This window comes from Pseudomonas sp. Eqa60 (assembly GCF_018326405.1).
GTDB classification, from domain to species: domain Bacteria; phylum Pseudomonadota; class Gammaproteobacteria; order Pseudomonadales; family Pseudomonadaceae; genus Aquipseudomonas; species Aquipseudomonas protegens.
The window spans coordinates 3650067-3673755 of sequence record NZ_AP024342.1 but is presented as its reverse complement, the minus strand read 5'-3'; the positions used below and the strand labels follow the sequence as shown (position 1 = coordinate 3673755).

At 67.1% G+C, this 23689-nt stretch carries 18 protein-coding genes and 1 pseudogene; 8 read left to right on the top strand and 11 right to left on the bottom strand.

What is annotated here, in order from left to right:
• Nucleotides 1-22 precede the first annotated feature (22 nt).
• From KI242_RS16710 to KI242_RS16700, 3 genes are read left to right on the top strand one after another with little or no spacing between them, the layout of a single operon-like run.
• On the top strand, nt 23-832 hold the full coding sequence (locus tag KI242_RS16710; RefSeq protein ID WP_011061474.1) for a MetQ/NlpA family ABC transporter substrate-binding protein: 810 nt from the start codon (nt 23-25) through the stop codon (nt 830-832).
• Complete coding sequence (locus KI242_RS16705; protein ID WP_011061473.1) at nt 829-1806, top strand: methionine ABC transporter ATP-binding protein; 978 nt, start codon at nt 829-831, stop codon at nt 1804-1806. The genes KI242_RS16710 and KI242_RS16705 overlap by 4 nt, the downstream gene beginning before the upstream one ends.
• The gene (locus KI242_RS16700) at nt 1803-2474 is read left to right on the top strand and encodes a methionine ABC transporter permease (RefSeq protein ID WP_015635740.1); all 672 of its coding nucleotides are present in this window, start codon (nt 1803-1805) and stop codon (nt 2472-2474) included. Before KI242_RS16705 ends, KI242_RS16700 begins: the two co-directional genes overlap by 4 nt.
• An 18-nt stretch (nt 2475-2492) precedes the next feature.
• Here KI242_RS16700 and KI242_RS16695 read toward each other — a convergent pair whose 3' ends face one another.
• Nucleotides 2493-3404, bottom strand: coding sequence for an AraC family transcriptional regulator (locus KI242_RS16695; protein WP_011061472.1), 912 nt, complete (start codon nt 3402-3404; stop codon nt 2493-2495).
• A gap of 104 nt (nt 3405-3508) precedes the next feature.
• On the opposite strand from KI242_RS16695, the gene KI242_RS16690 reads away from it, so the two are divergent.
• From KI242_RS16690 to KI242_RS16670, 5 genes are read left to right on the top strand one after another with little or no spacing between them, the layout of a single operon-like run.
• Nucleotides 3509-4069, top strand: coding sequence for a carboxymuconolactone decarboxylase family protein (locus tag KI242_RS16690; protein WP_123430712.1), 561 nt, complete (start codon nt 3509-3511; stop codon nt 4067-4069).
• Nucleotides 4070-4118: 49 nt separating this feature from the next.
• On the top strand, nt 4119-5189 hold the full coding sequence (locus KI242_RS16685) for an acyl-CoA dehydrogenase family protein (RefSeq protein WP_123430713.1): 1071 nt from the start codon (nt 4119-4121) through the stop codon (nt 5187-5189).
• Nucleotides 5186-6025 carry an ABC transporter ATP-binding protein gene (locus KI242_RS16680; protein ID WP_011061469.1) on the top strand — a complete coding sequence of 280 codons (840 nt, stop codon included), beginning with the start codon at nt 5186-5188 and terminating at the stop codon, nt 6023-6025. Before KI242_RS16685 ends, KI242_RS16680 begins: the two co-directional genes overlap by 4 nt.
• Nucleotides 5991-7190: an ABC transporter substrate-binding protein gene (locus tag KI242_RS16675; protein WP_011061468.1), complete on the top strand. Its 1200-nt coding sequence runs from the start codon at nt 5991-5993 to the stop codon at nt 7188-7190. The genes KI242_RS16680 and KI242_RS16675 overlap by 35 nt, the downstream gene beginning before the upstream one ends.
• Complete coding sequence (locus KI242_RS16670) at nt 7190-7954, top strand: ABC transporter permease (protein WP_210458686.1); 765 nt, start codon at nt 7190-7192, stop codon at nt 7952-7954. The genes KI242_RS16675 and KI242_RS16670 overlap by 1 nt, the downstream gene beginning before the upstream one ends.
• A gap of 295 nt (nt 7955-8249) precedes the next feature.
• Here KI242_RS16670 and KI242_RS16665 read toward each other — a convergent pair whose 3' ends face one another.
• The 10 genes and pseudogenes from KI242_RS16665 to KI242_RS16620 form a co-directional block, all read right to left on the bottom strand.
• On the bottom strand, nt 8250-9047 hold the full coding sequence (locus tag KI242_RS16665; RefSeq protein ID WP_011061466.1) for an ABC transporter ATP-binding protein: 798 nt from the start codon (nt 9045-9047) through the stop codon (nt 8250-8252).
• A gap of 9 nt (nt 9048-9056) precedes the next feature.
• On the bottom strand, nt 9057-9818 hold the full coding sequence (locus tag KI242_RS16660; protein WP_015635737.1) for an ABC transporter permease: 762 nt from the start codon (nt 9816-9818) through the stop codon (nt 9057-9059).
• A gap of 9 nt (nt 9819-9827) precedes the next feature.
• Entirely contained in the window at nt 9828-10595 is a 768-nt protein-coding gene (locus tag KI242_RS16655) for an ABC transporter permease (protein WP_011061464.1), read from the bottom strand.
• A gap of 367 nt (nt 10596-10962) precedes the next feature.
• Nucleotides 10963-13433 (bottom strand): annotated as a pseudogene (locus KI242_RS16650) (TonB-dependent receptor).
• Nucleotides 13434-13623: 190 nt separating this feature from the next.
• Complete coding sequence (locus KI242_RS16645; RefSeq protein ID WP_077935022.1) at nt 13624-15894, bottom strand: TonB-dependent receptor; 2271 nt, start codon at nt 15892-15894, stop codon at nt 13624-13626.
• A gap of 436 nt (nt 15895-16330) precedes the next feature.
• On the bottom strand, nt 16331-17389 hold the full coding sequence (locus tag KI242_RS16640; RefSeq protein WP_011061460.1) for an ABC transporter substrate-binding protein: 1059 nt from the start codon (nt 17387-17389) through the stop codon (nt 16331-16333).
• A 37-nt stretch (nt 17390-17426) separates the two neighbouring features.
• Complete coding sequence (locus KI242_RS16635) at nt 17427-18479, bottom strand: ABC transporter substrate-binding protein (RefSeq protein WP_212805353.1); 1053 nt, start codon at nt 18477-18479, stop codon at nt 17427-17429.
• 19 nt (nt 18480-18498) lie between these two features.
• Nucleotides 18499-19656, bottom strand: coding sequence for an LLM class flavin-dependent oxidoreductase (locus KI242_RS16630; protein ID WP_041118346.1), 1158 nt, complete (start codon nt 19654-19656; stop codon nt 18499-18501).
• A 271-nt stretch (nt 19657-19927) separates the two neighbouring features.
• The gene (locus KI242_RS16625) at nt 19928-21835 is read right to left on the bottom strand and encodes an ABC transporter ATP-binding protein (RefSeq protein ID WP_123473434.1); all 1908 of its coding nucleotides are present in this window, start codon (nt 21833-21835) and stop codon (nt 19928-19930) included.
• The gene (locus tag KI242_RS16620; protein ID WP_212805352.1) at nt 21828-23609 is read right to left on the bottom strand and encodes an ABC transporter ATP-binding protein; all 1782 of its coding nucleotides are present in this window, start codon (nt 23607-23609) and stop codon (nt 21828-21830) included. Before KI242_RS16620 ends, KI242_RS16625 begins: the two co-directional genes overlap by 8 nt.
• Between the last annotated feature and the right edge of the window lie 80 nt (nt 23610-23689).

The window sequence follows — 23689 nt, the reverse complement described above, 5'->3', positions numbered from 1 at the left end:
TCCGCTGCTCAAGGACACTGCCATGCTGAAGAACACCGTCTTGACCCTGGCGTTGCTGGCCAGCCTGGGGGCGGCCCTGCCGACCACTGCGGCGCAGCCGTTGCGGGTAGCCGCCGACCCGGTGCCCCATGCCGAGATCCTCGCCTACGTACAAAAACTCGACCCGCAATTGCAGCTCAAGATCATCGAGATTCCCAATGGCGTGAACTCCAACGAACTGCTGGCCCACGGCGATGTGGACGCCAACTACTTCCAGCACCTGCCGTACCTCAAGTCTCAGGAACAGGCCCTGGGCCAGCCCTTCGCCGTGGCTGCCAGCGTGCACATCGAGCCCCTGGGGATCTATTCCAAGCGTCACCAGCGCTTCGAGCAGTTGCCCCAGGGCGCCAGCGTCGCGGTGCCCAACAATGTCACCAACCTCAGCCGCGCGCTGTACCTGTTGCAGAGCTACCAGTTGATCCGCCTCAAGCCCGGTTTCACCGACCCGGCCCGGGATCAGGCGACCCCCAGGGACATCGCCGACAACCCGAAACAGCTGAAGATCCTGGAGATCGAATCGCCGCAGATCCCCCGGGCCCTGGACGACGTGGACCTGGCGGTGATCAATGGCAACTACGCCCTGGAGGCCGGGCTGGTGCCGGCCAAGGATGCCCTGGGCCTGGAAAAGGCCGAGCACAATCCCTACGCCAACATCCTGGTGACCACCCCCAAGCTGCAGGATGACCCGCGCATCCGTCAGTTGGCCAAGGACCTCAACTCGCCGGAAGTAGCGGCGTTCATTACCCGCACCTACTCGGGCTCGGTGATTCCCGTCACGGACCGCCAGCCATGATCGAGGTCCAGCAGCTTTGCAAGGTCTACGGCGAAGGCCAGCCCGCGGCACTGGATCGGGTTTCGCTGACGGTTCCCGACAGGGCGGTGTACGGCATTCTCGGGCGCAGCGGCGCCGGCAAGTCGACCCTGTTGCGCTGCCTGAACCTGCTGGAGCGGCCCAGCAGCGGGCGCATCCTGATGGACGGCCAGGACCTTGGCGCCTTGTCCGCGAGCGAGCTGCGCCGGCAGCGCCAGGGCATCGGCATGATCTTCCAGGGCTTCAACCTGCTGCATTCGCGCACGGTTGAGGACAACGTCGCGGTGCCTCTGGAAATTGCCGGCCTGGGCAAAAGCCAGCGCCGCGCGCGGGTTCTGGAACTGCTGGAACTGGTGGGTCTTGGCGACAAGGCCCAGGCCTATCCTTCGCAACTGTCCGGTGGCCAGAAGCAGCGGGTGGGCATCGCCCGGGCCCTGGCCGCCGGGCCGCGTTACCTGCTGTCGGATGAGGCCACCAGCGCCCTGGACCCGGAAACCACGGCGTCGATCCTGCAATTGCTGGCGCAGATCAACCGCGAGCTGGGGCTGACCATTGTGCTGATCACCCACGAGCTGGAAGTGGTCAAGGCCATTTGCAGCCACGCCGCGTCCCTGGCGGGTGGCCGGCTGATGGAGAGCGGGGCGGTGGCCGAGCTGCTGGGCAACCCGCAGTCGGCCCTGGGCCGGGCGCTGTTGCCGGGCTACAACCTGCCGTTCAACGGCAGCCAGCCCCAGGCCGAACTGACCTTTTTCGACAACCAGCGCGCGGCGCCGCTGCTGGAGCAACTGAGCCGCCAGCAGGCGCTGGAGCTCAAGGTCCTGGCCGGTGGTGTCGAAGCGGTAGGCGGCCGGCGGGTAGGGCGCCTGCGCATCGCCGCCGCCCCCGCCGACGCCGGCAAATTCCAACAACTGCTGACGGCCCTGGCCCAGCGAGGAATTCGGAGTGAACGCCTGTGAACCGCAGCCTCGATTGGCAGGAACTGGCGCAGCTGCTGCTGACTGCCACGGGTGAAACCCTGTACATGGTGCTGCTGGCCTCGCTGTTCACCCTGTTGATCGGCCTGCCCCTGGGGGTGCTGCTGTTCATCAGCCGCAAGGGCGGCCTGTACCCCATGCCAAGGCTCAACCGGCTGTTGGGCGGGCTGGTCAATCTGGGGCGCTCGCTGCCCTTCGTGGTGCTGCTGATTGCGCTGATCCCCCTGACCCGGCTGGTGGTGGGTACCACCCTGGGCAGCACTGCCGCGGTGGTGCCCATCACCATCGGCGCCTTTCCGTTTTTTGCGCGGATCGTCGAGAACGCCCTGGATGAAGTGGACCGCGGTCGGGTCGAGGCGATCCTGGCCATGGGCGGGCACATCGGCCATGTGATCTTCAAGGCGCTGCTGCCGGAAGCCTTGCCGGCCCTGCTGGCAGGGCTGACCCTGACCCTGGTGATGCTGATCGGTTTTTCCTCCATGGCCGGCGTCATCGGCGGTGGCGGCCTGGGGGACCTGGCGATTCGCTACGGCTATCAGCGGTTCAACAACCAGATCATGGTGGCCACGGTGCTGGTCCTGGTGCTGCTGGTACAGGGGGTACAGAGCTGCGGCGACCGCCTGGTGCGGGCCCTGGCCCATCGCCGCTGAGTACATTCGGGGCGCGTTTCAGCGCCCTTCGTGCTGCTTGCGATAGGCCCCGGGCTGCAGGCCCACGGCCTTGGTGAAGGCCCGGGTGAAGGCGGCGATCGACTGATAGCCCACGGCGGCGCCCACTTGCTCCACTGTCTGGTTGGCCTTGAGCAACTGGCAGGCGTGGCGCATGCGCAGGGCCAGCAGTACCTGCCCCGGGGATTGCCCGGCCAGTTCATTGAACCGCTTGAAGAACGCCGAGCGCGAAAGCCCGGTCAGGGCCGCCATGCTTTCCAGGGGCCAGGCTTCGCCGGGGCGCTGGATCAACTGCTCCAGCAGCGGTGCAAACCCCGGGTGGCGGGCCAGGGCCACCAGGCCGCCGAGGTCCTGGTTGGCGTTGACCTGTTGGCGCAGCACATACAAAAACAGCAGATGGCTCAGGCGTTCCAGCAGCGCCGAGGAGGGCGCCGGGGTGCGCTGGCATTCTTCGAGAATCAGCTGGAACAGCGCCCGGGCGGCGCTCAGGGACGGGTCGCCGGCCCTCAGGATGAGCCAGCCCGGCAGGCTGTCGATGATCAGCGAGGACAGCCCGGGCTTGAAATGGAAAAAGCCGCAGACCAGCCCCACACCGTCCTGGGCTCCCGGCTCCAGGGGCACCATGGGCGTGCGCGGCAGTTGCTGCGCCGCTTCAGCCTGCTGGGCACTGGACAGCCGGTAGCCCAGGTCCTGCAGCAGGAATACCGCGTCCCCGGCATCCAGGCGCAGGGCCTGGGGCGCGCCGTCGATATGCAGCCAGCAATGGCCCTGGACGATCAGGTGGAAGCTGGCCCGGGCCAGGCCCTGGGTGCTGGCGTGCCAGCCTCCGCAGTAGCGTCCGACGTGAAACAGGCTGGCATCGAGTTCCAGGCCTTCTAATAACCAATCAACCAGTGGGCTTGACGAAATCATCTAAGGGAAACACTCAGAAGCAAGTAATCGCTACTTTAGAATATGGATCGGAATTCTTATAACCAACAGACTTGACGCACACCTACACAGCAGGAGTCCACTCCATGTCCCGCGTCACTCTACACACCTTGCACACGGCTCCAGAAGCCGCTCGGCCCTTTCTTGAGAACGCGCTGAAGAACTCGGGCTTTATCCCCAATCTGCTGGGCATCCTGGCCAATGCCCCGGCGGCCCTGGAAACCTACGTCACGGTGTCCGCCCTCAACGGCAAGGCCCAGTTGAGCCTGGCGGAGCGTGAAGTGGTGCAATTGGTGGCCGCCACCACCCATGGCTGCGATTTCTGTGTCGCAGGTCATACCTCGGTGGCCCTGAACAAGGCCAAACTTGCGGACCCGGTGGTCAGCGCCCTGCGCGAGCAGAGCACCTTGCCCGAAGCCCGGCTGGAAGCCCTGGCGGCATTTGCCCGGGAAGTGATCGCCACCCGGGGCAAGGTCAGCGACGCCGGCTATGCCCAGTTCAAGGCGGCAGGATACAGCGAAGGCAATGCCCTGGAAGTGATCCTGGGCGTCAGCCTGGCCACCCTGTGCAACTTCGCCAACGTGTTCGCCGGCACTGAACTGAACCCCGAGCTGGCCAAGTATCGCTGGTCAGTGCAAGGTCAATGAGCCAGGGCGCCGGCGGTTGCGCGGCGCCCCCTTTCAAGGAGAAAACCACATGCTCGATGCGCAATTGAGTGAATGGCTGGATGCCCAGGCCCAGGCACTCGACCAGGGCCAGTGCGACCCGCAGCAGGTCCTCGCCCGGCTGGCGGGCGCCGAGGTACTGCGGGTCGGTATCGACCCGGCTCAGGGCGGCAGCGGCGGCGATCTGACCGATGCTCTGGAAGTCATGGCCAGCGTGGCCAGCCATTCCCTGGCGGCGGCCTTTGTCTGCTGGGGCCAGCGAGCCTTTATCGAATACCTGCTGCACAGCCCCAATGCCGGTTTGCGCCAGCGCCTGCTGCCCTCGTTGCTCAGCGGCGAGCTGGCCGGTGCCACCGGGCTGTCCAATGCCATGAAGTTTCTCTCGGGGATCGAGGCCTTGCAGGTCCGGGCCCGGGAACAGGAGCAGGGCTGGAGCCTCAACGGTCGTTTGCACTGGGTCACCAACCTGCGCAAGAGCGGGTTCGTGGTGGCGGCGGCCATCGAGCGCGAGGAGGGCGGCGCGCCGTTCATCCTGGCGATCCCGGATGCCTTGCCCGGGTTGCAGCGCTCCGATGACCTGCAACTGATGGCCCTGCAATCGAGCAACACCGCTGCCCTGGAACTGAACCAGGTGGCGGTGGCCCGTGACTGGCTGCTGCACGAGGATGCCCGAGTGTTCCTGCCGGCGGTGCGCCCGGCCTTTCTCGGCCTGCAATGTGCCCTGGCCATCGGCCTGGCGCGCCGGGCCCTGAGCGAGGTGGAAAAGCACGTCGAGGGCGCCCGTTCGATCCTCCACGAACCCTTGCTGGAACAACGCCAGCACCTGGAGCAGACCGTCGGCGAACTCAAGAGCGGCCTGCTCGACGGGCGCTTCCTGAGCCAGCCCGGGGCGCTGTTCCGGGTGCGCATCGCCCTGGCGGAAGCCACCGCCAACGCCGTGCAAATGGAGCTGCAGGCCAGCGGCGGCAAGGCCTACCTCAGCGAGTTCGGCAGCGGCTTTGCCCGGCGCTGGCGCGAGTCGGCCTTCGTGCCCATCGTCACCCCGAGCCTGGTGCAACTGCGCGCCGAACTGCAACGCCAGGCGCGGAATGCGGCAGCATGAGCGGCCTGTTGAACGCACAGGCGATCAGCCTCGGCTACCCCGCGGCGCAAGGCTGGCACACGGTGCTGGAGGATTTCGACCTGCACCTGCAGGCCGGCGAGGTGGTGTCCATTCTCGGCCCCAGCGGGGTCGGCAAATCCAGCCTGCTGCGGGTCCTGGCCGGCCTGCAGAAGCCCCACGCCGGGCAGGTCAGCCTGTTGGGCGAGCCCCTCGACGGCCCTCATCCGCGGGTCGCGGTGGCATTCCAGGACCCCAGCCTGCTGCCCTGGCTGAACCTGGAGCACAACGTCGCCTTCGGCCTGGATTTTGCCCGCCAGCCGCACCTGAGCCCGCGCCAGCGCAAGGAGCGCATCGACCAGGCGATTGCCGCAGTGGGCCTGGAACACGCCCGCCAGCGCTATCCGGCCCAACTGTCCGGCGGCATGGCCCAGCGCACCGCACTGGCCCGCTGCCTGGCGCGCCAGCCCCAGGTGCTGCTGCTGGATGAACCCTTCGGCGCGCTGGACGAGGTGACCCGCGCCGACATGCAGCAACTGCTGCTCAAGGTGATCGGCCAGCATCGCACCGCGGCGCTGCTGATCACCCACGACATCGACGAAGCCCTGCTGCTGTCCGATCGGGTGCTGCTACTGGGTAACAGCCCGGCGCGCACCCTCGGCCAGTGGCACATCGAGCTGCCGGCGCCGCGCGCCGAGCGGATCGAGGAACTGGGCGCGCTGCGCATCGAGATTCTCAAGACCCTTCGGCGGGCGAGCCGCAACCCCCACACTTCCCCTTTGCCTGCACCGTCGGAGATTGACCATGTGCCTGGACGACTTCACTCATACCCGTCGTGACTTTCTCAAGCTCAGTGCGCTGCTGACTGCCGGCGGCGCCTTGCCGCTGCTCAACAGCCTGCAGGCCCGCGCCGCCCAGGAACCGGACGCGCCGGTGCGCATCGGCTACCTGCCGATCACCGACGCCACGCCCTTGCTGGTGGCCCACAACAACGGCCTGTTCGAGGCCGAGGGCATCAAGGCCGAGCGCCCGGTGCTGCTGCGCAGTTGGGCCCAGGTGATCGAGGCGTTCATTTCCGGGCAGGTCAACGTGATTCACCTGCTGTCGCCGATGACCGTCTGGGCCCGCTACGGCAGCCGGGTGCCGGCCAAGGTGGTGGCCTGGAACCACGTCGGCGGTTCCGGCCTGACCGTGGCCCCGGGCATTACCGAGGTCAAGCAACTGGCGGGGCAGTCGGTGGCGATCCCGTTCTGGTATTCGATCCATAACGTGGTGGTGCAGCAACTGTTTCGCGACAACGGCCTGGTGCCGGTGAGCAAGGCCGCCGGCAGTGCCCTGGGGGCCAACGAGGTCAACCTGGTGGTGCTGCCGCCTTCGGACATGCCGCCAGCCCTGGCCAGCAAGCGGATTGCCGGCTACATCGTCGCCGAGCCGTTCAATGCCCTGGCCGAGGAACTCAAGGTGGGCCGGGTGCAGCGCTTTACCGGGGATGTGTGGCGCAACCACGCCTGCTGCGTGGTGTTCATGCACGAGCATGACCTGGACAACCGTCCCGAATGGTCGCAGAAGGTGGTCAACGCCATCGTCAAGGCCCAGCTGTGGACCCGCGACCACCGCGCCGAGGCCGCGCAACTGCTGTCCAAGGATGGCGCCAACCGCTACACGCCCCATGCGCCCCAGGTACTCAACCGGGTGCTGGCGCCGGCGGCGGCCGACCGCGAGGCCTACCTGGCCAGCGGCGCGATCCAGCACAGCCACTGGGACGAGCAGCGCATCGACTTCCAGCCGTATCCGTTCCCCAGCTACACCGAAGAGTTGGTCAAGCGTCTCAAGGACACCCTGATCGAGGGCGACAAGGGCTTTCTGGCCGGCCTTGACCCGGCACACACCGCCAAGGACCTGGTGGACGATCGCTTCGTGCGCAACGCCATCGCCTCGGTGGGCGGGCTGAAGGCCTTCGGCCTGGCGGACAGCTTCGAGCGCAGCGAGGAGTTCGGTCTTTGATGGGCAAGCAACCTTCTTCCCTGAGCCATTGGCTCCTGGGGCTTGCCGGGCTGTCGAGCCTGCTGCTGGGCTGGTGGCTGGGGGTGCACCTGCTGGGCGATGGCAACGGCCTGGCTGCGCGTTTCTCCCCCGAGGCGACCTTCGCCAGCCTGCTGGAACTGCTGGGGCGTGGCGAGCTGTACGGGCATGTGCTGGTGAGCCTCAAGCGGATCCTGGTGGGTTTGCTCCTGGCCTTGCTGATCGGCGTGCCCCTGGGCCTGCTGGTGGGCAGCTACCGGCACCTGGAGGCAGCCACCACCCCGGCGTTCCAGTTTCTGCGGATGATCTCGCCGCTGTCCTGGATGCCGGTGGTGGTGATGCTGATGGGGGTAGGGGACCAGCCGATCTACTTCCTCCTGGCGTTCGCCGCGCTGTGGCCGATCCTGCTCAACACCGCGGCCGGCGTGCGCCAGCTGGACCCGCGCTGGCTGCAACTGAGCCGCAGCCTCAGCGCCACTCGCTGGGAGACCCTGCGCAAGGTGATCCTGCCCGGGGTGCTGGGGCATGTGCTGACCGGGGTACGGCTGTCCATCGGCATCTTGTGGATCGTCCTGGTGCCCTGCGAAATGCTCGGGGTCAGCGCCGGCCTGGGCTACTTCATCCTCGACACCCGGGACCGCCTGGCCTATTCGGAACTGATGGCCATGGTGCTGCTGATCGGCGTGCTGGGTTTTGCCCTCGACGCCCTGGCCCGTGGCCTGCATCGCCGCTGGTCCCACGCCTGAGGCCCGCCGGTGGGCCCGGCGCGACACCGGTGGCGCCCCCGTAGGAGCCGGCTTGCCGGCGAATGGGCCCTCAAGCCTTGCACCGCTCCAGCGGACGCCTTCGCTGGCAAGCCAGCTCCTACGGCCCAGCGTAATCGCGGTGCTACCTGCGTAGGAGCCGGCTTGCCGGCGAATGGGCCCTCAAGCCTTGCATCGCCCCAGCGGGCGCCTTCGCTGGCAAGCCAGCTCCTACGGCCCAGCGTAATCGCGGCGCTACCTGCGTAGGAGCCGGCGCAGCGCCGGGGTGCCTGGACGATCAATGCCCCACCAGTTCCTCCAGCAACTGCTCTTTGTAGCCTTGCAACACGGGTGAAGATCGGTCCCGGGGATGGGGCAGGTCGACGCGGATCTCATGCTTGATCCGCCCCGGATGCGCGTCCATCACGATTACCCGGTCCCCCAGGTACAGGGCTTCTTCAATGTCATGGGTGACCATGATCACCGTGCAGCGCTGCTGCACCCAGATACGTTGCAGTTCGTGCTGCAGGCGCACCCGGGTCAGGGCATCCAGCGCCCCCAGGGGTTCGTCCAGCAACAGCACCTTGGGCTGGTTGATCAGCGCCCGGGCAATGGCGCCGCGCTGGGCCATGCCGCCGGAGAGCTGATGGGGGTAGGCCTGCTCGAAGCCTTGCAGGTTGACCAGGGCGATATGCTCGGCCACCCGGCGCTGTTTCTCGGCTTCGGACAAGGGGTGGTTCTTCAGTGCCAGGGCGATGTTCTGGGCCAGGGTCATCCAGGGAAACAGCCGATGGTCCTGGAACACGATGCCCCGTTCCAGGCTGGTGCCGGTCACTGGCTTGCCGTCCAGCAGCATCTGCCCCTGATAGTCACCCTCCAGGCCGACGATCAGCCGCAGCAGGGTGGATTTGCCGCAGCCGCTGGCACCGACAATGCTGACGAACTCCCCGGGCTGGACGTCCAGGTCGATGCCTTGCAGCACCGGCAGGGCCTGGCCCTGGATCCGGTAGCTCTTGTTCAGGCCGCGGATCTGTAACGCCCCGGTCCGGGCGTGGAGATGAGTGGGGAGCGGGGCGTGTTGGGCGATCGCATTCATGGGGAGGCCTTAACGGGTAGGGCGCCAGCGCAGCAGGCGGCGGCTCAGAAGGGTCAGCAGCAATGTCATCAGGTAGCCGCACAGGCCGATGCACAGCACGCAGAGCACTATCACTTCCATGCGTGAGCCGGCTTCGGCGTTCATCATCAGGTTGCCCAGGCCGGCCCCGGAGGACAGGAACAGCTCGCTGCCCACCGCTGTCACCCAGGCAAAGGCCAGGGCCTGCAACAGGCCGGTGGCAATGCTCGGCAGGGCCGCCGGCAGCAGGATGTGCCGCAGCCGCTGCGCCGGGTTTAGCACCAGCACCTGGCCGACCTCGCGGTAGCGCCGTTCCACCTGGCAAAAGCCCTGGTAGGTGTTGAGCACCATGGGGTAGAAGGCCGCGAGGCTGACGATCAGCATCTTGGAAAACTCACCGTTGCCGAACCACATGGCAATCAGCGGAATCCAGCCGAGCATCGGCACCTGGCGGATCGAATGGAACAGCGGGCCGATCAGGCGGTTGGCCAGGGTCGAGAGGGCCATCAGGGCTCCCAGCATGACCCCGGCCAGGGTGCCCAGCAGCAGGCCGCCGCTGGCCCGGCCCAGGCTGGCCAGCAGGTTGACCGGCAACTCGCCGTTGCCCAGCAGCTCCAGCAAGGCGCTGGCGATGGTGGAGAGCGGCACGAAGGCGTAGGCCCCGGCGGCGTCCTGGCGGGACAGGTATTCCCAGCCGCCGATCAGCAGCAGGGGCAGCAGCAGGCCGCGAAACTTGGCCAGTAGAGTCGTCATGCAGGGCTCCTAGCGGGTTTGCCAGCGCAGCACGCGCTGTTCCAGGCGGCGGAAGGAGAAGTCCAGGACAAAGCCGATCACGCCGGTGACCACTATCCCCACCATCACCACATCGATGCGCAGCATCTGCCGGGCCATCTCGATCATCTGCCCCAGGCCGCTGTCGGCGGCCAGCAGCTCGGTGGCCACCAGCACCACCCAGCAGCGGGTCAGGCCGATGCGCAGGCCGGTGATGATCGGTGGTGCCGCGGCGGGCAGGGCGATCTGGCGCACCAGGGTCGGCCAGCGCAGGCGGTAGACGTCGGCCACCTCGAAGTAACTGCGGGGAATGGCCTTGACCCCCTCGCTGGCGGCCAGGGCCACGGGGAAGAACGCAGTCTTGGCGACGATGACGATCTTGAAGGTTTCATCGATGCCCAACAGCAGCACGAACATCGGGATCAGGGCGATGCTGGGGATCTGCCGCAGGGTATGGAACAGCGGCGCGCAGTACGCCTCGACGGTCTTGGACAGGGCCATCAGCACCCCGAACACCAGGCCGCCAAGGGCCCCCAGGGCAAAGCCCAGGCCCAGGCGCGACAGGCTGTTGTGCAAATGCTCCAGCAACTCGCCGCTGGCCAGCAGGGTTTCGAAGGTGTGCAGCACCTGGGCCGGCGGTACCAGCAGGTTGCGCGGGAAGATCCCGGCCTGGGCCACCAGGGTCCAGAGCAGCAACAGGGCCAGGGGCGAGACCAGCCAGGTCAGGGAGGTGAGCGTGCAGCGCAAGGAATGAGCCATGGCGGTTCTTATATCGGCGAAGTACCCGATGCCTATCGCAAGACCTGTGCCATCGCGCGCTCGTAGGAGCTGGCTTGCCAGCGAAAGCGTCGGCCGGGGCGGTGCAAGGCTTACGGGCCTGTTCGCCGGCAAGCCGGCTCCTACGGGGCGGGCGGGCCTGCGGGATGCATCTGGCGGCTGTAGGAGCTGGCTTGCCAGCGAAGGCGTCGGTCGGGGCGATGCAGGGCTTGCGGGCCTGTTCGCCGGCAAGCCGGCTCCTACGGGAGGAGCGGCGTGTGGGTGGGTTGTGGGCGCTGGCGTGCCAGCGAAACTGATGCCTGGGCAGCAGCCACTGCTGCCAGGGCAACACCCCGGCAGCAATCCGGCCTCAGAAGTCGTAACTGACGCTGGTGTAGTAGAACGCGCCCTGGGCCCCCTCGGGGCTGGTGATGGAGTATTTCGGCACGCCATACAACTGCGCCCCGGATGCCTTGTCCGGATGGGTATCGAACAGGTTGATAGCCCCCACCGACAGCTTCAGCGCCTTGTCGAAGTGGTAGCTGATGTCCAGGTCAGTGACCCATTGCGCGCTGAAGGTCTGGTCCAGGGTCGGGTTGCTGGCGTTGAGGCTCTTCCATTGCCCGTACCGGCGCTGCGCCAGGGTCAGGCCCCAGCTGTCGTACAGCCAGTTGGCGCTCAGGGTCAGCTTGTTCTTCGGGGTGCCGTCCTCGATCAGGCCCTGGGTGGTGCGGCCGACGATCTGCGAGCCGGCGATGTTGCCCACGTCCCGCAGGGCGGTGATCCGGGTGTTGTTCTGGCTGTAGCCGCTGGACAGGTTCAGGCGCCCCCATTGCTGCAGGTCCAGCTGGTAGTTGCCGGTCAGCTCGACGCCATCGGTGCGGGTGTCGGCGACGTTGGTGTAGAACGCCGCGCTCTGGATGTTGGCGTAAGGGGTGCCGGCAAAGATCGGCGTGACCACCGAGGCCGGCAACTGGTCGGACAGGGTGATGCGGTTGTCGATGTTGATCCGGTACGCATCCAGGGTCACCGAGGCGTTGGCCAGCGGCCGCCAGACCAGGCCCAGGGAGTAGTTGGTGGACTCCTCGGGCTTCAGCGCCTTGCCCCCCAGCAGCTTGGCTTCCGGGCTGTCGGCGCGCAGGGTGCGTTGCTGCACCTCGACGTAGTTGCCGCTGCCCGGCGGTTGCTCCACCACCTGCACGCTGAACGAGGACAGCCCGCTCTGCACCAGGGACGGCGCCCGGTAGCCGGTGCTGGCGGTGGCCCGGGCGGCGAGCTGCGGGGTGAAGTCGTAACGCAGCGACAGCTTGCCGTTGGTGGTGTCGCCAAAATCCGAGTAGTGCTCGGTGCGCACCGCCACCCCGGCCTGGAATTTCTCGGTGACCTGGCCTTCGACGTCGATGTAGGCGCCCCAGACCTTGCGCTCCAGAGTGGCGGCGTCGACCTGGGTGATTCCTGAGTAGTAGCCGGGAATGCGCCGCCCGGTGACCGGGTCCACGGTATTGAACAGCGGCCCGTTCTGCCAGCCCGCCGCTTCGCCGGCGCTCAGTTCGTAGTTCTCCTGGCGCCAGGCCAGGCCCGCCGACAGGGTCAGGGGCTTGAACAGAAGGTCGGTGGGGAAGTCCCGAACCCAGTCCAGGGTCAGGTTGGTCTGGTCGGCCTCGCGCTTGCCGGTGTAGATCTTCGCCGGGCTGGCCTCGCCCCAGCTGGGGTTGATGGCGTTGCGGTCGGCGGATTTCAGGCTGTTGTCGCCACGGTTCAGCGCCAGGTCGAACTTGCCCAGGCGCTCGTCCTCGTAGCGTAGGCCACCGGTCAGGGCATAGTCCTCCAGCGAGTAACGGGTGATCGGCAGGCGGCCGTCGGGGTAGCGTTGCAGGGCGTCGCTGCCGTAGTTGTTGCGCAAGGTGGTGGGCGGGTCGAAAAAGCCTTCGGCGTCGGTGTTCTTGTGGGAGTAGGTGGCAAAACCGTAGGCGGTCAGCCCCTCGCCCAGGCCGAACTCGCTGTTGGCGGCGAAGTTGTACTGGTCCGAGACATTGCCCGAGCCCCAGCGCCAGGTGCGGTAGCGGTTGTTCTGTTCCCGGGGGTGTTGGTGCTGGTGGAGCCGGGGTAGAAGATCCGGTTGTCGGGGTTGGTGTCACTGGCCGGGTCCTGGCTGCCGGCATCGAAGCTCAGGGTCAAAAAGCCGTCGTTGGGCAGGCTCAAGCCCTTCCAGCCGCTGAGCTTGCGCTGCAGGCCGTCGCCCTTGTCGTAGCCGCCGAAACGGTAGCCGAGGTTGCCGCCGTCGTCCTTTTCCTTGAGCACGATATTGATCACCCCGGCGATGGCGTCGGAGCCGTACTGGGCGGCCGCGCCGTCGCGCAGGATCTCCACTCGCTCGATGGCGCTCAGGGGGATGAGGCTCAGGTCCACCGCGGCGGCGCCGCGGCCGTTGACCAGGCTCTGGCGGGTGACGTTGGCGCTGGTGTGGCGGCGCTTGCCATTGACCAGCACCAGCACCTGGTCCGACGCCAGGCCGCGCAGGGAAGCACCCTGGGCGATGGAGCCGGCGAAGGCGCCCTGGGGCGACTGCGGGTAGCTGAACGAAGGCGAGAGGGCGGTGAGGGCGCCGGACAGGTCGCTGGCCCCGGTCTGCTGCAACTGCTGGGCGGACAGCACGTCCACCGGCGCGGCGCTTTCCAGAGCTGTGACGTCACTGCGGCGGGTGCCCAGCACCACTACGGTGTCCAGGTGATCGGCGCTGGCGCCGGGGGCATTGCTTGAGGTCTGGGCAGCGAACGCGGGCACGGCAAGGCTGCCGACGACCAGCGCCACGGCGCCGGCCAACGGATTGCGATGGAACATCTTTGGATTCCTTGTGAAATGAATGACCCCAACCGCCCCTGTAGGCGCTGGCTTGCCAGCGAAGGCGTCGTCATGGACGGCGCAAGGCTTGCGGGCCTCTTCGCCGGCAAGCCGGCTCCTACAGGGTGGGTGCGGTGGTGGGCGATACCGGCGGCCCGGAAATCAGGGTTCGGGTGGCCTGCCGCGGGCGTCAGAAGCGGCTGGTGACGCTCAGGCCCACGGTGCGCGGGTCGCCGTAGGTGATGACGTATTGCCCCAGGGTGCCGTTGGGCCGGCCATGGACCTGGTAGCGGCGGTCGGTGAGGTTGTTGACGAAGCCGGTGACGCTGAGCTTTTCATCCGGGCTGAACCAGGTCAGGCGGGTGTTGGCCAGGGTGTAGTGGGGCTGGCTCAGGGTCTTGTCGGCGCTGCTCTGGCGGTCGGCGAGGAAGTATTCCTTGTCGCGGAAACTCACGTCGCCGCCGGCCACCAGCTTGCCGCCAATCTCCAGGGGAATGGTGTAGTCGGCCCCCAGGGACACCACGTTGCGCGGCGAGCGCACGAAACTGTTGCCGCTGTAGTCGCCGGTGACCGCGCCGGTGTTGGGGTTGGTGTTCTTGAAGTCGGTGTACTCGGTATCCAGGAACGAGATCGCCGCCCGCAGGTGCAGATAGTCGGTGGGCTGGCCTTCGAGCTCCAGTTCCGCGCCCTTGACCTTGCCCTTGGCGCCATTGGTCAGGGCCGTGGTGAGCACGCCGTTGTTGACCGTCAGCAGGTTCACCTGGATGTCCGAGTAGTCGTAGTAGAAGACGTTGGCGTTGGCGGTCAGGCGATGGTTGAACCATTCCGACTTGAGGCCGATCTCGTAGGCGTCGAGTTTCTCCGGGTCCACCGTGGTCAATTGCGCCAGGCTGGTGGACAGCCCGGTATTGAAGCCCCCGGAACGGAAACCGTGGGCGTAGCGCAAGAACACCCGGACGTTGTCGTTGATCCGGTATTCCGGGGTCAGATCGTAGGTCCAGGCTTCCCAGGTCTTGCTCTCGTCGCGGCTGCCGTTGCTGCCGGCGGCGCCCAGGGGGATCAGCGGGCCGTTGGCCGTGGCCCGGGTGAGCTGGGTCAGGTCCAGGTCGATGTCTTTCTTTTCCTGGGTCCAGCGCAGGCCGCCGGTCACGGTGAAGTTGTCGGTGAAGTCGTAGGTCAGGTTGCCGAACAGCGCGTAGCTGTCGGTGGTGTGCTGGTAGTTGAGGTCGCGAAAGTCGGTGGCGCCGCCGGTCTGGTTGGAGCCGGTGCCGTTGGGCGTGGGGCCCGGGGTGATGAGGCGCTTGGCCGAGCTGTCCAGGTCCTCATGGAAGTAGTGCACCCCCGCCAGCCAGCGCAGGGTTTCCTGCTGCGGCGAGGCCAGGCGCAGTTCCTGGGAGTACTGGTTGTAGCGGTTGTCGCTGATGGCCGCGCCGTTGACCTCGTAGGGGGTGTAGTCGGCGTCGCTGGTGGACTGCCCGCGAATGTAGTCGTAGGCGCTGATGGAGGTCAGGGTGTAGTCCCCCAGGCGCCAGTTCAGGGTCAGGGACGTACCGTCGTGATCGAGCTTGGCATCCTCGTTGACGTTGAGGGCGATGTTGCGTCCGTCGGGCCGCTGGTAGCCGACGTTGTAGTAACGGCCCACCGGCAGCGAGCCGTTGCTGCCGTCGCCCTTGTATTCCCGGGCGTGGATCTTCAGCAGGGCGTCCAGGTCCGGGTTGAGCTTGGCCAGGAACTGCAGGCGCACGGCCTTCTTGTCGACGTCGCCGTAGGTATGGTCGTCGGTGAGGTTCTTCTGGAAGCCGTCGCGTTCTTCCGAATACAGCGACAGCCGCGCCGCCAGCCGGTCATCCACCAGGGCGCCGCCGATGGCGCCATTGAGGATGCGTTCGCTCTTGCTGCCGATGCCCAGGGTGCCGTAGCCGTCGGTGTCGAAGGTCGGCTTCTTGGATATCACGTTGACCGCACCGGCGGTGGTGTTTTTGCCGTACAGGGTGCCCTGGGGGCCGCGCAGGATCTCGATGCGTTCCAGGTCGAACAGCGGCCCGCCGCCGGCGATCGGCGCGTTGAGGTAGACGTCATCGGCGTAGATGCCCACCGGGAACACCGTGGCCGCCCCGGTATCACCGGTGCCCAGGCCGCGGATGTACCAGCGTGGGCGGCCGTCGCCGTCGGGGTTCTTGGCCGAGGCATTGGGGATGAAGGTGGTGATGTCGCCCATGTTGCGCACCCCGTCGGTCACCAGGCTGGTGCCCTGTACGGCGGACACCGCCACCGGAACCTCTTGCAGGGTTTCCTCCCGGTGCTGAGCGGTGACGGTGACGGTCTTCAGGGCGGGTTCGCTGCTGTTCCCGGTGGTGTCGGTGCCTGTGGTTTCAGCGGCCAGCAGGCCCTGGCTGAATGTGCCCCCGGTAAGCGCCAGCGCCAGCCATAGACTCTTGGTGATCGGATTAAGCTTATGCATGTTGAACTCCCACATTTAAAGTTTCGCTAAGAGGGCTAGAGCAGAGAACGTGCCAAGAGGCTTAGTGGGTTTTATGGGTAAGCGTTAGTTTGATCAAGTCATTGAAAAACAAGGCTTAATTTAAATTCGTTTGAGTGTTTTAGAGAGGGGGTTGGCAGGCGTGAAAAGTTGCGGGCCAGAGGTTTAAAACATCCTGCGCAGGATTCAGCAGAAGTTGCTTGGCTGGTGCTGCTGGAGCAGCACCGATTGCCCGCTTGACTGTTGCTGCACCAACACCGGCCCAGCCCCGTCAACCCCAACTCGTAGGGGGGATGCGGTGCACCTACTTGTGTAGGAGCCGGCTTGCCGGCGAAGAGGCCCGTGAGGCATGCATCGCCTGGGCTGGCGCCTTCGCTGGCAAGCCAGCTCCTACGGGTTCCACCGTCAGTTCGTGGGGTTATACCGCCACGCGGGAGGTGGAGCCGATGACCGTCTCCAGCACACTGAAGTCGATCCACTCGCGCACGTCGAAACGCCGTGGAATGAACTGCCAGCGATGCAGGAAATCGGTGAAGTCCTGCAAGGCCTCGATGGATCGCGCATCCAGGGTGGTGCGCAGGCGTCGGTGGGCATCCTCGCCATAGGCGGCCGCCACCCAGTACTCGCTGGTGTTCAGTTCCCGGGCCAGGAAGCGCCGGGTTTCCTCGGGGTTGGCCCAGGCCCATTGTTCGGTGCGCAATACGGTGTCGACGATCTTCACGCTGGCGTCGAAGTGCTCGCGCAGCAGGTGGGTGTCCACGGTCAGGGTACGCGGGGTGCCGTTGTTGGAGCGGATCAGCGGGTCGGGGTGGGAACCGGTGTCCACCACCACCTGCAGGCCGAACTCGTTGGCCAGGTGCACGGCGTGGGCGCCCTTGAGGAAGATCGCGTCGATATCGCCCCGCAGCAGGCCGATCAGTTCGTTGTTGCGCCGGCTGAAGCGGGTCACCCCAAGGCTCACTTCGGAACCGTACAGGTGCTGCTTCTGCTCGTCGCTGTAGGTGCCGCCGTAGGGGTAGTCCACCAGTTCCACGTCGGCCACTTCCAGGCCTTCGAGCCTGAGGGCGTTCTCCAGGCCGCGCAGGGCCTGGGCCCGGGTGAAGTCGATCTGCACGTTGGCCCACTTGGGCAGGCCGAAGCGCCGGTTCTTCAGGTCGCGGATGCTCTTCACGCCGCTTTCGGCGGTGGTCAGGATCAACTGCACCTCGTCGCTCCAGGACAAGCCCAGGACCCGGGTCTGCACGCCGCTGGAGTAGGCCCAGATGGCCGGGATGTTGCCGCCGTGGCGCACCGAGTTCTGCAGGTGGTGGTCGTAGTGGGCCTCGCGCACTTCGCGTTCGCTGGATTCGCGCAGGGACTGGATATTGGTGCCGAACGGCAGGAAGGCCTCTGCCAGGCGTCCGGACTGTACCGCGATGCCGAGCCCGGTGGGCACCGGGCTGTGGGTGTACCAGAGGGTATCGAGTGATTTGCTCATAAGGGTCTTCAGTTCGAATCCATGAAACCTGGCGCGGTCAGCCGGCCAGAGCGGTAGGGGTAGCCAGCAGCGCATCCAGCGGCCGGCGGTCGATCCATTGGCGCACATCCACCTGCTGCGGGATGAAGCGCCAGCGCCGCAGGAAGGCGCTGAAATCCTGCAGCGCGTCGATGGCCTGTTCTTCCAGGCCGGTGCGCAGGCGCAGGTGGGCATCCTCGCCATAGGCAGCGCTGGTCCAGTACTCGCTGCTGTTGGTTTCCCGGGCCAGGTAGCGGCGGGTGTCTTCCGGGTGCTGGCGGGCCCAGTCTTCGGCCCGCAGCACCGCGCCGAGAATCCCGGTGGCGACGTCCAAGTGCTGCTCCAGCAGATGACTGTCCACTGTCAGGGTGCGCGGTGTGCCGTTGTTGCAGCGGATCAGCGGGTCGGGGTGGGCGCCGGTGTCGATCAGGGTACGCAGGCCGAACTCGTGGGCATGGCGGGCGGCGCTGGCGCCCTTGAGGAAGATCGCGTCGACTTCGCCTCGCAGCAGGCCCTGCAGTTCCAGGTTGCGTCCGCTGCTGGGCTGGGCGCTGACCGGGGTGTCGGCCAGGGTCTGCACCTGGGGGTCGCTGAAGGTGCCGCCGTAGCGGTAGTTCACCAGTTGCAGGTCGCCCACTTGCAGGCCGTCCAGGCCCAGGGCGTTTTCCAGGCCGCGCAGGGCCTGGGCGCGGGTGAAGTCGATCTGTGCGCCGGCCCAGTCCGGCAGGCCGAAGCGTCGGCCCTTGAGCTCCTTGATGCGGTGGATGCCGCTGTCGGCACGGGTCAGGATCAGTTGCACTTCATCGGCCCAGGACAGGCCGATCAGCCGGGTTTCCCGGCCCTGGGCCCGGGCCCAGAGGGCCGGGATGCTGCCGCCGTGGCGCACCGAGTTGCGCAGGCTGTGATCGAAGTGCGACTCGCGCACGGCCTGGTCGCTGGACTCGCGCAGCGACTGCACCTGGGTGCCGAGGGCGCCGAGGCTGTCTTGCAGCCAGCCTTTCTGCACGGCAATGCCCAGGCCCGTGGGGACCGGGCAGCGGGTGTACCAGAGGGTATCCAGAGGATGGGACATGAACGGGCTCCTTATAGGCTCAGGCGCGGGCCTGTAGCGGCGTCGCCTGGGCGACGGGGCGTTGCTGCACCAGGGGCAGGACTTCCTGGCCGATGCGCAGGGCTTCTTCCAGGTGCGGGTTGCCCGCCAGGATGAAGGTGGAGAAACCGGCATCGCGGTACTCCGCCAGGCGCTCGGCAACGTTCTGGTGGCTGCCCACCAGGCCCACGGTGGGGCCCGGCTTGGCCTTGGCGAAGCCGGCCCAGAGGTTGGGGCCGAGGATCAGGTCGTCGAAGCGGTCGACGTTCTGGTGGTAGGCGGTCTGCCGCGCAGCGCCCACCGAATCCGAGCCGCTGGTGAAGTTCTTGGCGATCAGGCTGCCCTTGCCTTCGAGCTTGTCGAACTGACGGCGCAGGTCGGCCCAGGCCTGCTCTTCGGTTTCCCGGGCGAACAGATCGACCCGCAGGCCGAAGCGCACCGTGCGCCCCTGTTTGTCCGCCAGCTCGCGAACTCGCTCGATGTGGGGCTTGAGCTGGTCGATGGGCTCGGCCCAGTTGAGGTAGACGTCGGCGTGCCGCGCCGCCACGTCCAGGGCCGCATCGGAGAAACCGGAAAAATACACCCCCGGCTTGCGCTCCTGCTGCAGGCCCGGGGGCAGGGCGCCGTTCTCCAGCTGGTAGATATCGCCGTCATAGGAGAAGCGTTCGTTCTGCCACAGGCCCTGGATGATGTCGAGGAACTCGCCGGTGCGCTGGTAGCGCCGGTCGTGGTCCAGGTAATCGCCATTGGCTCGCTGGCTGACCGGGTTGCCGCCGGTGATGATGTTCCAGTCCAGGCGGCCGTGGCTGAGGTTCTGCAGGATCGCCGCCTGTTGGGCGGCGTAGGCTGGCAGGGTCCAGGTGGCCTGGAAGGCGATCAGAAAGCGGATGCGCCGGGTTTCCCGGGCCAGGGCCGCGGCCACCACCCAGGGCTCGGGGCCGGTAGGCAGCAGGGCGCCTTCGAAGCCCGCCAGCTCGGCGGCCTTGGCCACCTGGGCGATGTAGTCGATGTAGGTGAAACCGTCGGGCTCGCCGTTGGCCAGGCGCCCGGGGGCGATATGCCCGGCGCGGGGGTGGGGGTTGCCGCGATTGTGCTTGTCGGTGCTCAACTGCGGGCCGTCGGTGCCCAGCGGCAGGCGCCAGAAAAATTCAGTGCTCATGGGTGCTCCTGATTCAGTAACCCGTTGCGCCGCGCGGGTGCGAAGACGCCTGTCAGGGGGTAATTGCAACGGCCATGCCATGGCCGTCGCGGCCCACCATGGCGGGGGTTCGGGGGCTTCAGCCGGCCTAGCGCAGGGCCCTGGTGCTGCTGTAGCAGCACCCCGGCAGCAACCGCTGCTGAGCGCGCAACAACCCAGCGCCGGCTTGCCGGCGAACAGGCCCTTGAGCCTTGTGCTGTCCTTGCGGGCGCCTTCGTTGGCAAGCCAGCGCCTACAGCTGGCGCGATACCGGCGGTGCTTGTGTAGGAGCCGGCTTGCCGGCGAAAGGGGCCGCGGGGCTTGCGCCGCCGGGTTGGTCGGCGCTACGCAGATAGGCCTGGTACAACGCCGCATAGGCGCCGCTCTGCCGGATCAACTGCTGATGCGGTCCCTGTTCCACCAGTTGGCCGTGGCGGATCACCGCGATCCGGTCGGCGTCCCGGATGGTCGCCAGGCGGTGGGCAATGATGATCGCCGTGCGCCCCTGGCACAGCCGGCGCAGGGCGCGCTGGATGCGCCGCTCGGTGTGGATGTCCACCGCCGAGGTGGCTTCGTCCAGTACCAGCACCGCCGGGTTGGCCAGGTAGGCCCGTACCAGGCACACCAGTTGCCGCTGGCCATGGCTCAGGTGTCCACCCAGGGGGCCGACCTCGCTGTGGTACTGGTGGGGCAGGCGTTCCAGCACCTCGTCGGCCCCCAGCTCCCGGGCCGCGGCAATCAGCGTTGCATCATCGGCGCCGGGGGCTGCCAGGCGCAGGTTGTCGAGGATAGTGCCGCTGAACAGCACATTGTCCTGCAGCACCACGCCCACGGCCCGGCGCAGGTCGTGCTGGGCCAGGTGCCGGATGTCCACGCCGTCGAGCGTCACGGCGCCGCCCTGAACGTCGTAGAAACGGGTCAGCAACTGCACCAGGGTACTTTTGCCATGGCCCGAGGGGCCGACAATCGCCAGCACTTCGCCGGCCTTGATCTGCAGGTCCAGGTTCTGGATCACCGCGTTTTTGCTCCTGGGGTCGTAGGCGAACCGCACCTGTTCGAAACCGACCTCGCCCCGGGCCCGCTGCATGCGCTGGGGCTGGGCCGGGTCGAGGACCTGGGGCCGGGTGTCCAGCAGCAGAAAGATCCGCTGCGCCGAGGCCGAGCCGGTGGCGTAGCGTTCGAACAGGTCAGAGAGTTCCTGCAACGGGCCCAGAAACAGAAACACGTAGAACAGGCTTTCCGCCATCTGGCCAACGCTGATCTGGTTATCGGCCAGCCCATAGCCGCCCACCAGCAGCAGCGCGGCCATGCCGGCGGTGCTGAGCAGCGCGGTGAATGGGGCGAACCAGCTGGAGCGCAGGCTGCCGCGGATCAGCGCCTGGTTGAAGTCATCCAGCAGGCCGCGATAGCGCTGCAGGTTGGGTTCCTGCTGCCCGCATTGCTGGAGCATGCGCGCGCCGCTGACGCTTTCCACCAGGTGCGCGGTGAAGCGGCTGCGGTTCTCCGCGACTCTGGCCCAGTTGCGCTGGGAGATGCGCTTGAAGCCCCAGGTCGCCAGCGCCAGCAGCGGCACCGTGGCCGCCAGGCTGAGGAAGAAGCGCGGGTCGATGCGCCACAGCATCAGCGCCGCCAGGCCGCAGCGCAGCAGGGCCCCCAGCAGCTCCGGCGGACCCTGGATCAGCAGCGGTTCCAGGCTGTCGACGTCGCGGTCGGCGCGGGAAATGATGCGCCCGGCGCGGGTCTGGTCGAAGTAGCTGACGCTCAGGGCCTGGATATGGGCAAAGACCTTGACCCGCAGGTCGTTGAGCACCCGGATCGCCGCGCTGCCGGCGACGAACTGCGACAGCCCGGCCAGGACGAAGCGCCCCAGCCAGCTGGCCGCCAGCCCCAGGCCCAGCCACAGCACCAGGGACTCGTCCAGCAGCCAGTGACCCTGGTCCGGGACCAGCCCGCGGTCCAGCAGTTCGCGCACGAACCAGGGCCGCAGGAACACCGTGAACACCAGCAGCAACTCGATCCCGATCACCGTCAGGATCGGGCCGCGGATCGGCCGCAGCAGGGGCAGCAGGCGCGACAGCATGCTGCGGTCCAGGGCCTGGCGGGCAAGCATTTCCTCGATTTCGATATCGCTCAGGGCCTTGCCGGCGATTGGATTAGCCATGGTCGACTCCCAGCAGGTCGCGGTAGTGGGCGTTGGTCTTGAGCAGCTCGGCGTGGCGGCCGCTGGCGCGGATTCGCCCGTCCTGCAGCAGCAACACCCGGTCCGCCAGGAGAATGGTCGAGAGCTTGCTGGAGATCACCAGCAAGGTGGTGGCCCGGCCCTGGTCTCGGCGCAACTGGCGGATGTTGTCCAGCACCTGGCGTTCGCTGATGGCGTCCAGGGCGCTGGTGGCGTCGTCGAGGCAGAGAATGTCCGGCTCCCCCAGCAGCGCCCGGGCCAGGCTCAGGCGCTGGCGCTGGCCACCGGAGAGGGTGACCCCGCGATCGCCGAGGCGGCTGTCCAGCCCTTGGGGCAAGCGTTCCAGTACGTCTTCGGCGGCAGCCAGGGCCAGGCCCTGGCGCAGTTGCCGGTGGCTGGCGTCGGGGGCCGTGAGGCGCAGGTTGGCCGCCAGGGTGTCGGAAAACAGGAAGCTTTCCTGGGGCACCACATGCACCCGGCGCCGCAGCTGTTGCAGGTCCAGGTCGCGCACGTCCTGCCAGCCGCTGAGTTCCGAGCCCAGCAGCACCCGGCCGGCACCGGCTTCGGTGAGGCGCGGCAGGAGGCTGGCCAACAGGCTCTTGCCGGTGCCGGTGGCGCCCACCAGGGCCACCACCTCGCCGGGCTCAAGGCTCAGGGTGCAGTCATCGAGAATCTTCCGGCCACCGCCGGGGGCGCTGACGCTGACCCCCTCCAGGCGCAACCCCAGGGGCGCCTGGGGCAGCCGGGCGTTGCCACTGCGGATGTGCAGTGGCTCGTCCAGCAACTGCCAGATACGCTCGGCACTGGAGCGGGCATCGGCAAAGGTCTGCATCACCCGGCCGATGCCTTCGATGCGAAACACCAGGGTGGTCACGATCAGCAGGGCGCTGACCAGCTCGCCGATCCCCAGCTGCCTGGCCGCCACCTGATGAGCGCCGTAGACCAGGATCCACACGTGGCTGAGGGCGACCACGGCCTGGGGCAGGGGGATACGCGAACTGGAATAGGCCAGGGCCCGTCGCGCGTGCTCGGCGAACAGCCCGACCTGGGCGGCAAAACCCTGGATGCGGCTGTGCTCCAGGGCGAAGGACTTGATCACCCGCACCCCGCCGATGCCCTCGCTGAGGTCCTGGTTGACCCGGTCGTAGGCAGCGCCCACTGCGCGGTCGAGGCTCACCAGGTGCTCGGTCTGGCGCACGAAGATCCACAGTCCGCAGGCGGTGAGCAGCAGCGGCACCACCGCCAGCCAGGGGCTGTACCAGGCCAGCAGGCCGACCGTGGCCAGCACCACCAGGGGCGTTTCCACCACCTGGCGCCAGAAGCTGATCAGGGCATCGCGGACCTTGTCTGCATCGCGGGTGGTGCGGGTGATCATTTCACCCATGCCGTGCTGCCAGTGGTAGCCCAGGTGCAGGCCCTGGACCTGCTGCAGGATACGCTCGCGCAGGCGGGTCAGCAGTTCCTGGCTGAGCACCAGGGACAACACCGTGGCGGCGTACTGCAACAGGCCGCGGCCCAGGGCCACCGCCAGCAGCAGCCACAGCCAGTACCAGCCCAGGCTGGCATCCAGGCTGCCGTCGGCCAGGTGCTTTACCGCCTGCCCGCTGCTGACATCGTTGACCGCATGGCCGATCAGCCACTGCTGCCAGACCAGCCCGAGGTTGACGGCGACATAGAGCAGCGCCACCAGGGTGAAGCGCCAGGGCACTTCCCGGTAGATCGCCAGCGCGCGCAAAAGAGGGTGTTTTTCGATCATGCAGGGCTCGTTCAAAAAATCGGCCACCCCCGTAGGAGCCGGCTTGCCGGCGAAGAGGCCCTCGAGCCTTGTGTCGGTCT

Excerpts from the sequence above, each read along its gene's own strand:
- KI242_RS16710 (WP_011061474.1), top strand. The coding sequence starts at position 23 with ATGCTGAAGAACACCGTCTTGACCCTGGCGTTGCTGGCCAGCCTGGGG.
- KI242_RS16705 (WP_011061473.1), top strand. The coding sequence starts at position 829 with ATGATCGAGGTCCAGCAGCTTTGCAAGGTCTACGGCGAAGGCCAGCCC.
- KI242_RS16695 (WP_011061472.1), bottom strand. The coding sequence starts at position 3,404 with ATGATTTCGTCAAGCCCACTGGTTGATTGGTTATTAGAAGGCCTGGAA.
- KI242_RS16690 (WP_123430712.1), top strand. The coding sequence starts at position 3,509 with ATGTCCCGCGTCACTCTACACACCTTGCACACGGCTCCAGAAGCCGCT.
- KI242_RS16685 (WP_123430713.1), top strand. The coding sequence starts at position 4,119 with ATGCTCGATGCGCAATTGAGTGAATGGCTGGATGCCCAGGCCCAGGCA.
- KI242_RS16680 (WP_011061469.1), top strand. The coding sequence starts at position 5,186 with ATGAGCGGCCTGTTGAACGCACAGGCGATCAGCCTCGGCTACCCCGCG.
- KI242_RS16675 (WP_011061468.1), top strand. The coding sequence starts at position 5,991 with ATGTGCCTGGACGACTTCACTCATACCCGTCGTGACTTTCTCAAGCTC.
- KI242_RS16670 (WP_210458686.1), top strand. The coding sequence starts at position 7,190 with ATGGGCAAGCAACCTTCTTCCCTGAGCCATTGGCTCCTGGGGCTTGCC.
- KI242_RS16665 (WP_011061466.1), bottom strand. The coding sequence starts at position 9,047 with ATGAATGCGATCGCCCAACACGCCCCGCTCCCCACTCATCTCCACGCC.
- KI242_RS16660 (WP_015635737.1), bottom strand. The coding sequence starts at position 9,818 with ATGACGACTCTACTGGCCAAGTTTCGCGGCCTGCTGCTGCCCCTGCTG.
- KI242_RS16655 (WP_011061464.1), bottom strand. The coding sequence starts at position 10,595 with ATGGCTCATTCCTTGCGCTGCACGCTCACCTCCCTGACCTGGCTGGTC.
- KI242_RS16645 (WP_077935022.1), bottom strand. The coding sequence starts at position 15,894 with ATGCATAAGCTTAATCCGATCACCAAGAGTCTATGGCTGGCGCTGGCG.
- KI242_RS16640 (WP_011061460.1), bottom strand. The coding sequence starts at position 17,389 with ATGAGCAAATCACTCGATACCCTCTGGTACACCCACAGCCCGGTGCCC.
- KI242_RS16635 (WP_212805353.1), bottom strand. The coding sequence starts at position 18,479 with ATGTCCCATCCTCTGGATACCCTCTGGTACACCCGCTGCCCGGTCCCC.
- KI242_RS16630 (WP_041118346.1), bottom strand. The coding sequence starts at position 19,656 with ATGAGCACTGAATTTTTCTGGCGCCTGCCGCTGGGCACCGACGGCCCG.
- KI242_RS16625 (WP_123473434.1), bottom strand. The coding sequence starts at position 21,835 with ATGGCTAATCCAATCGCCGGCAAGGCCCTGAGCGATATCGAAATCGAG.
- KI242_RS16620 (WP_212805352.1), bottom strand. The coding sequence starts at position 23,609 with ATGATCGAAAAACACCCTCTTTTGCGCGCGCTGGCGATCTACCGGGAA.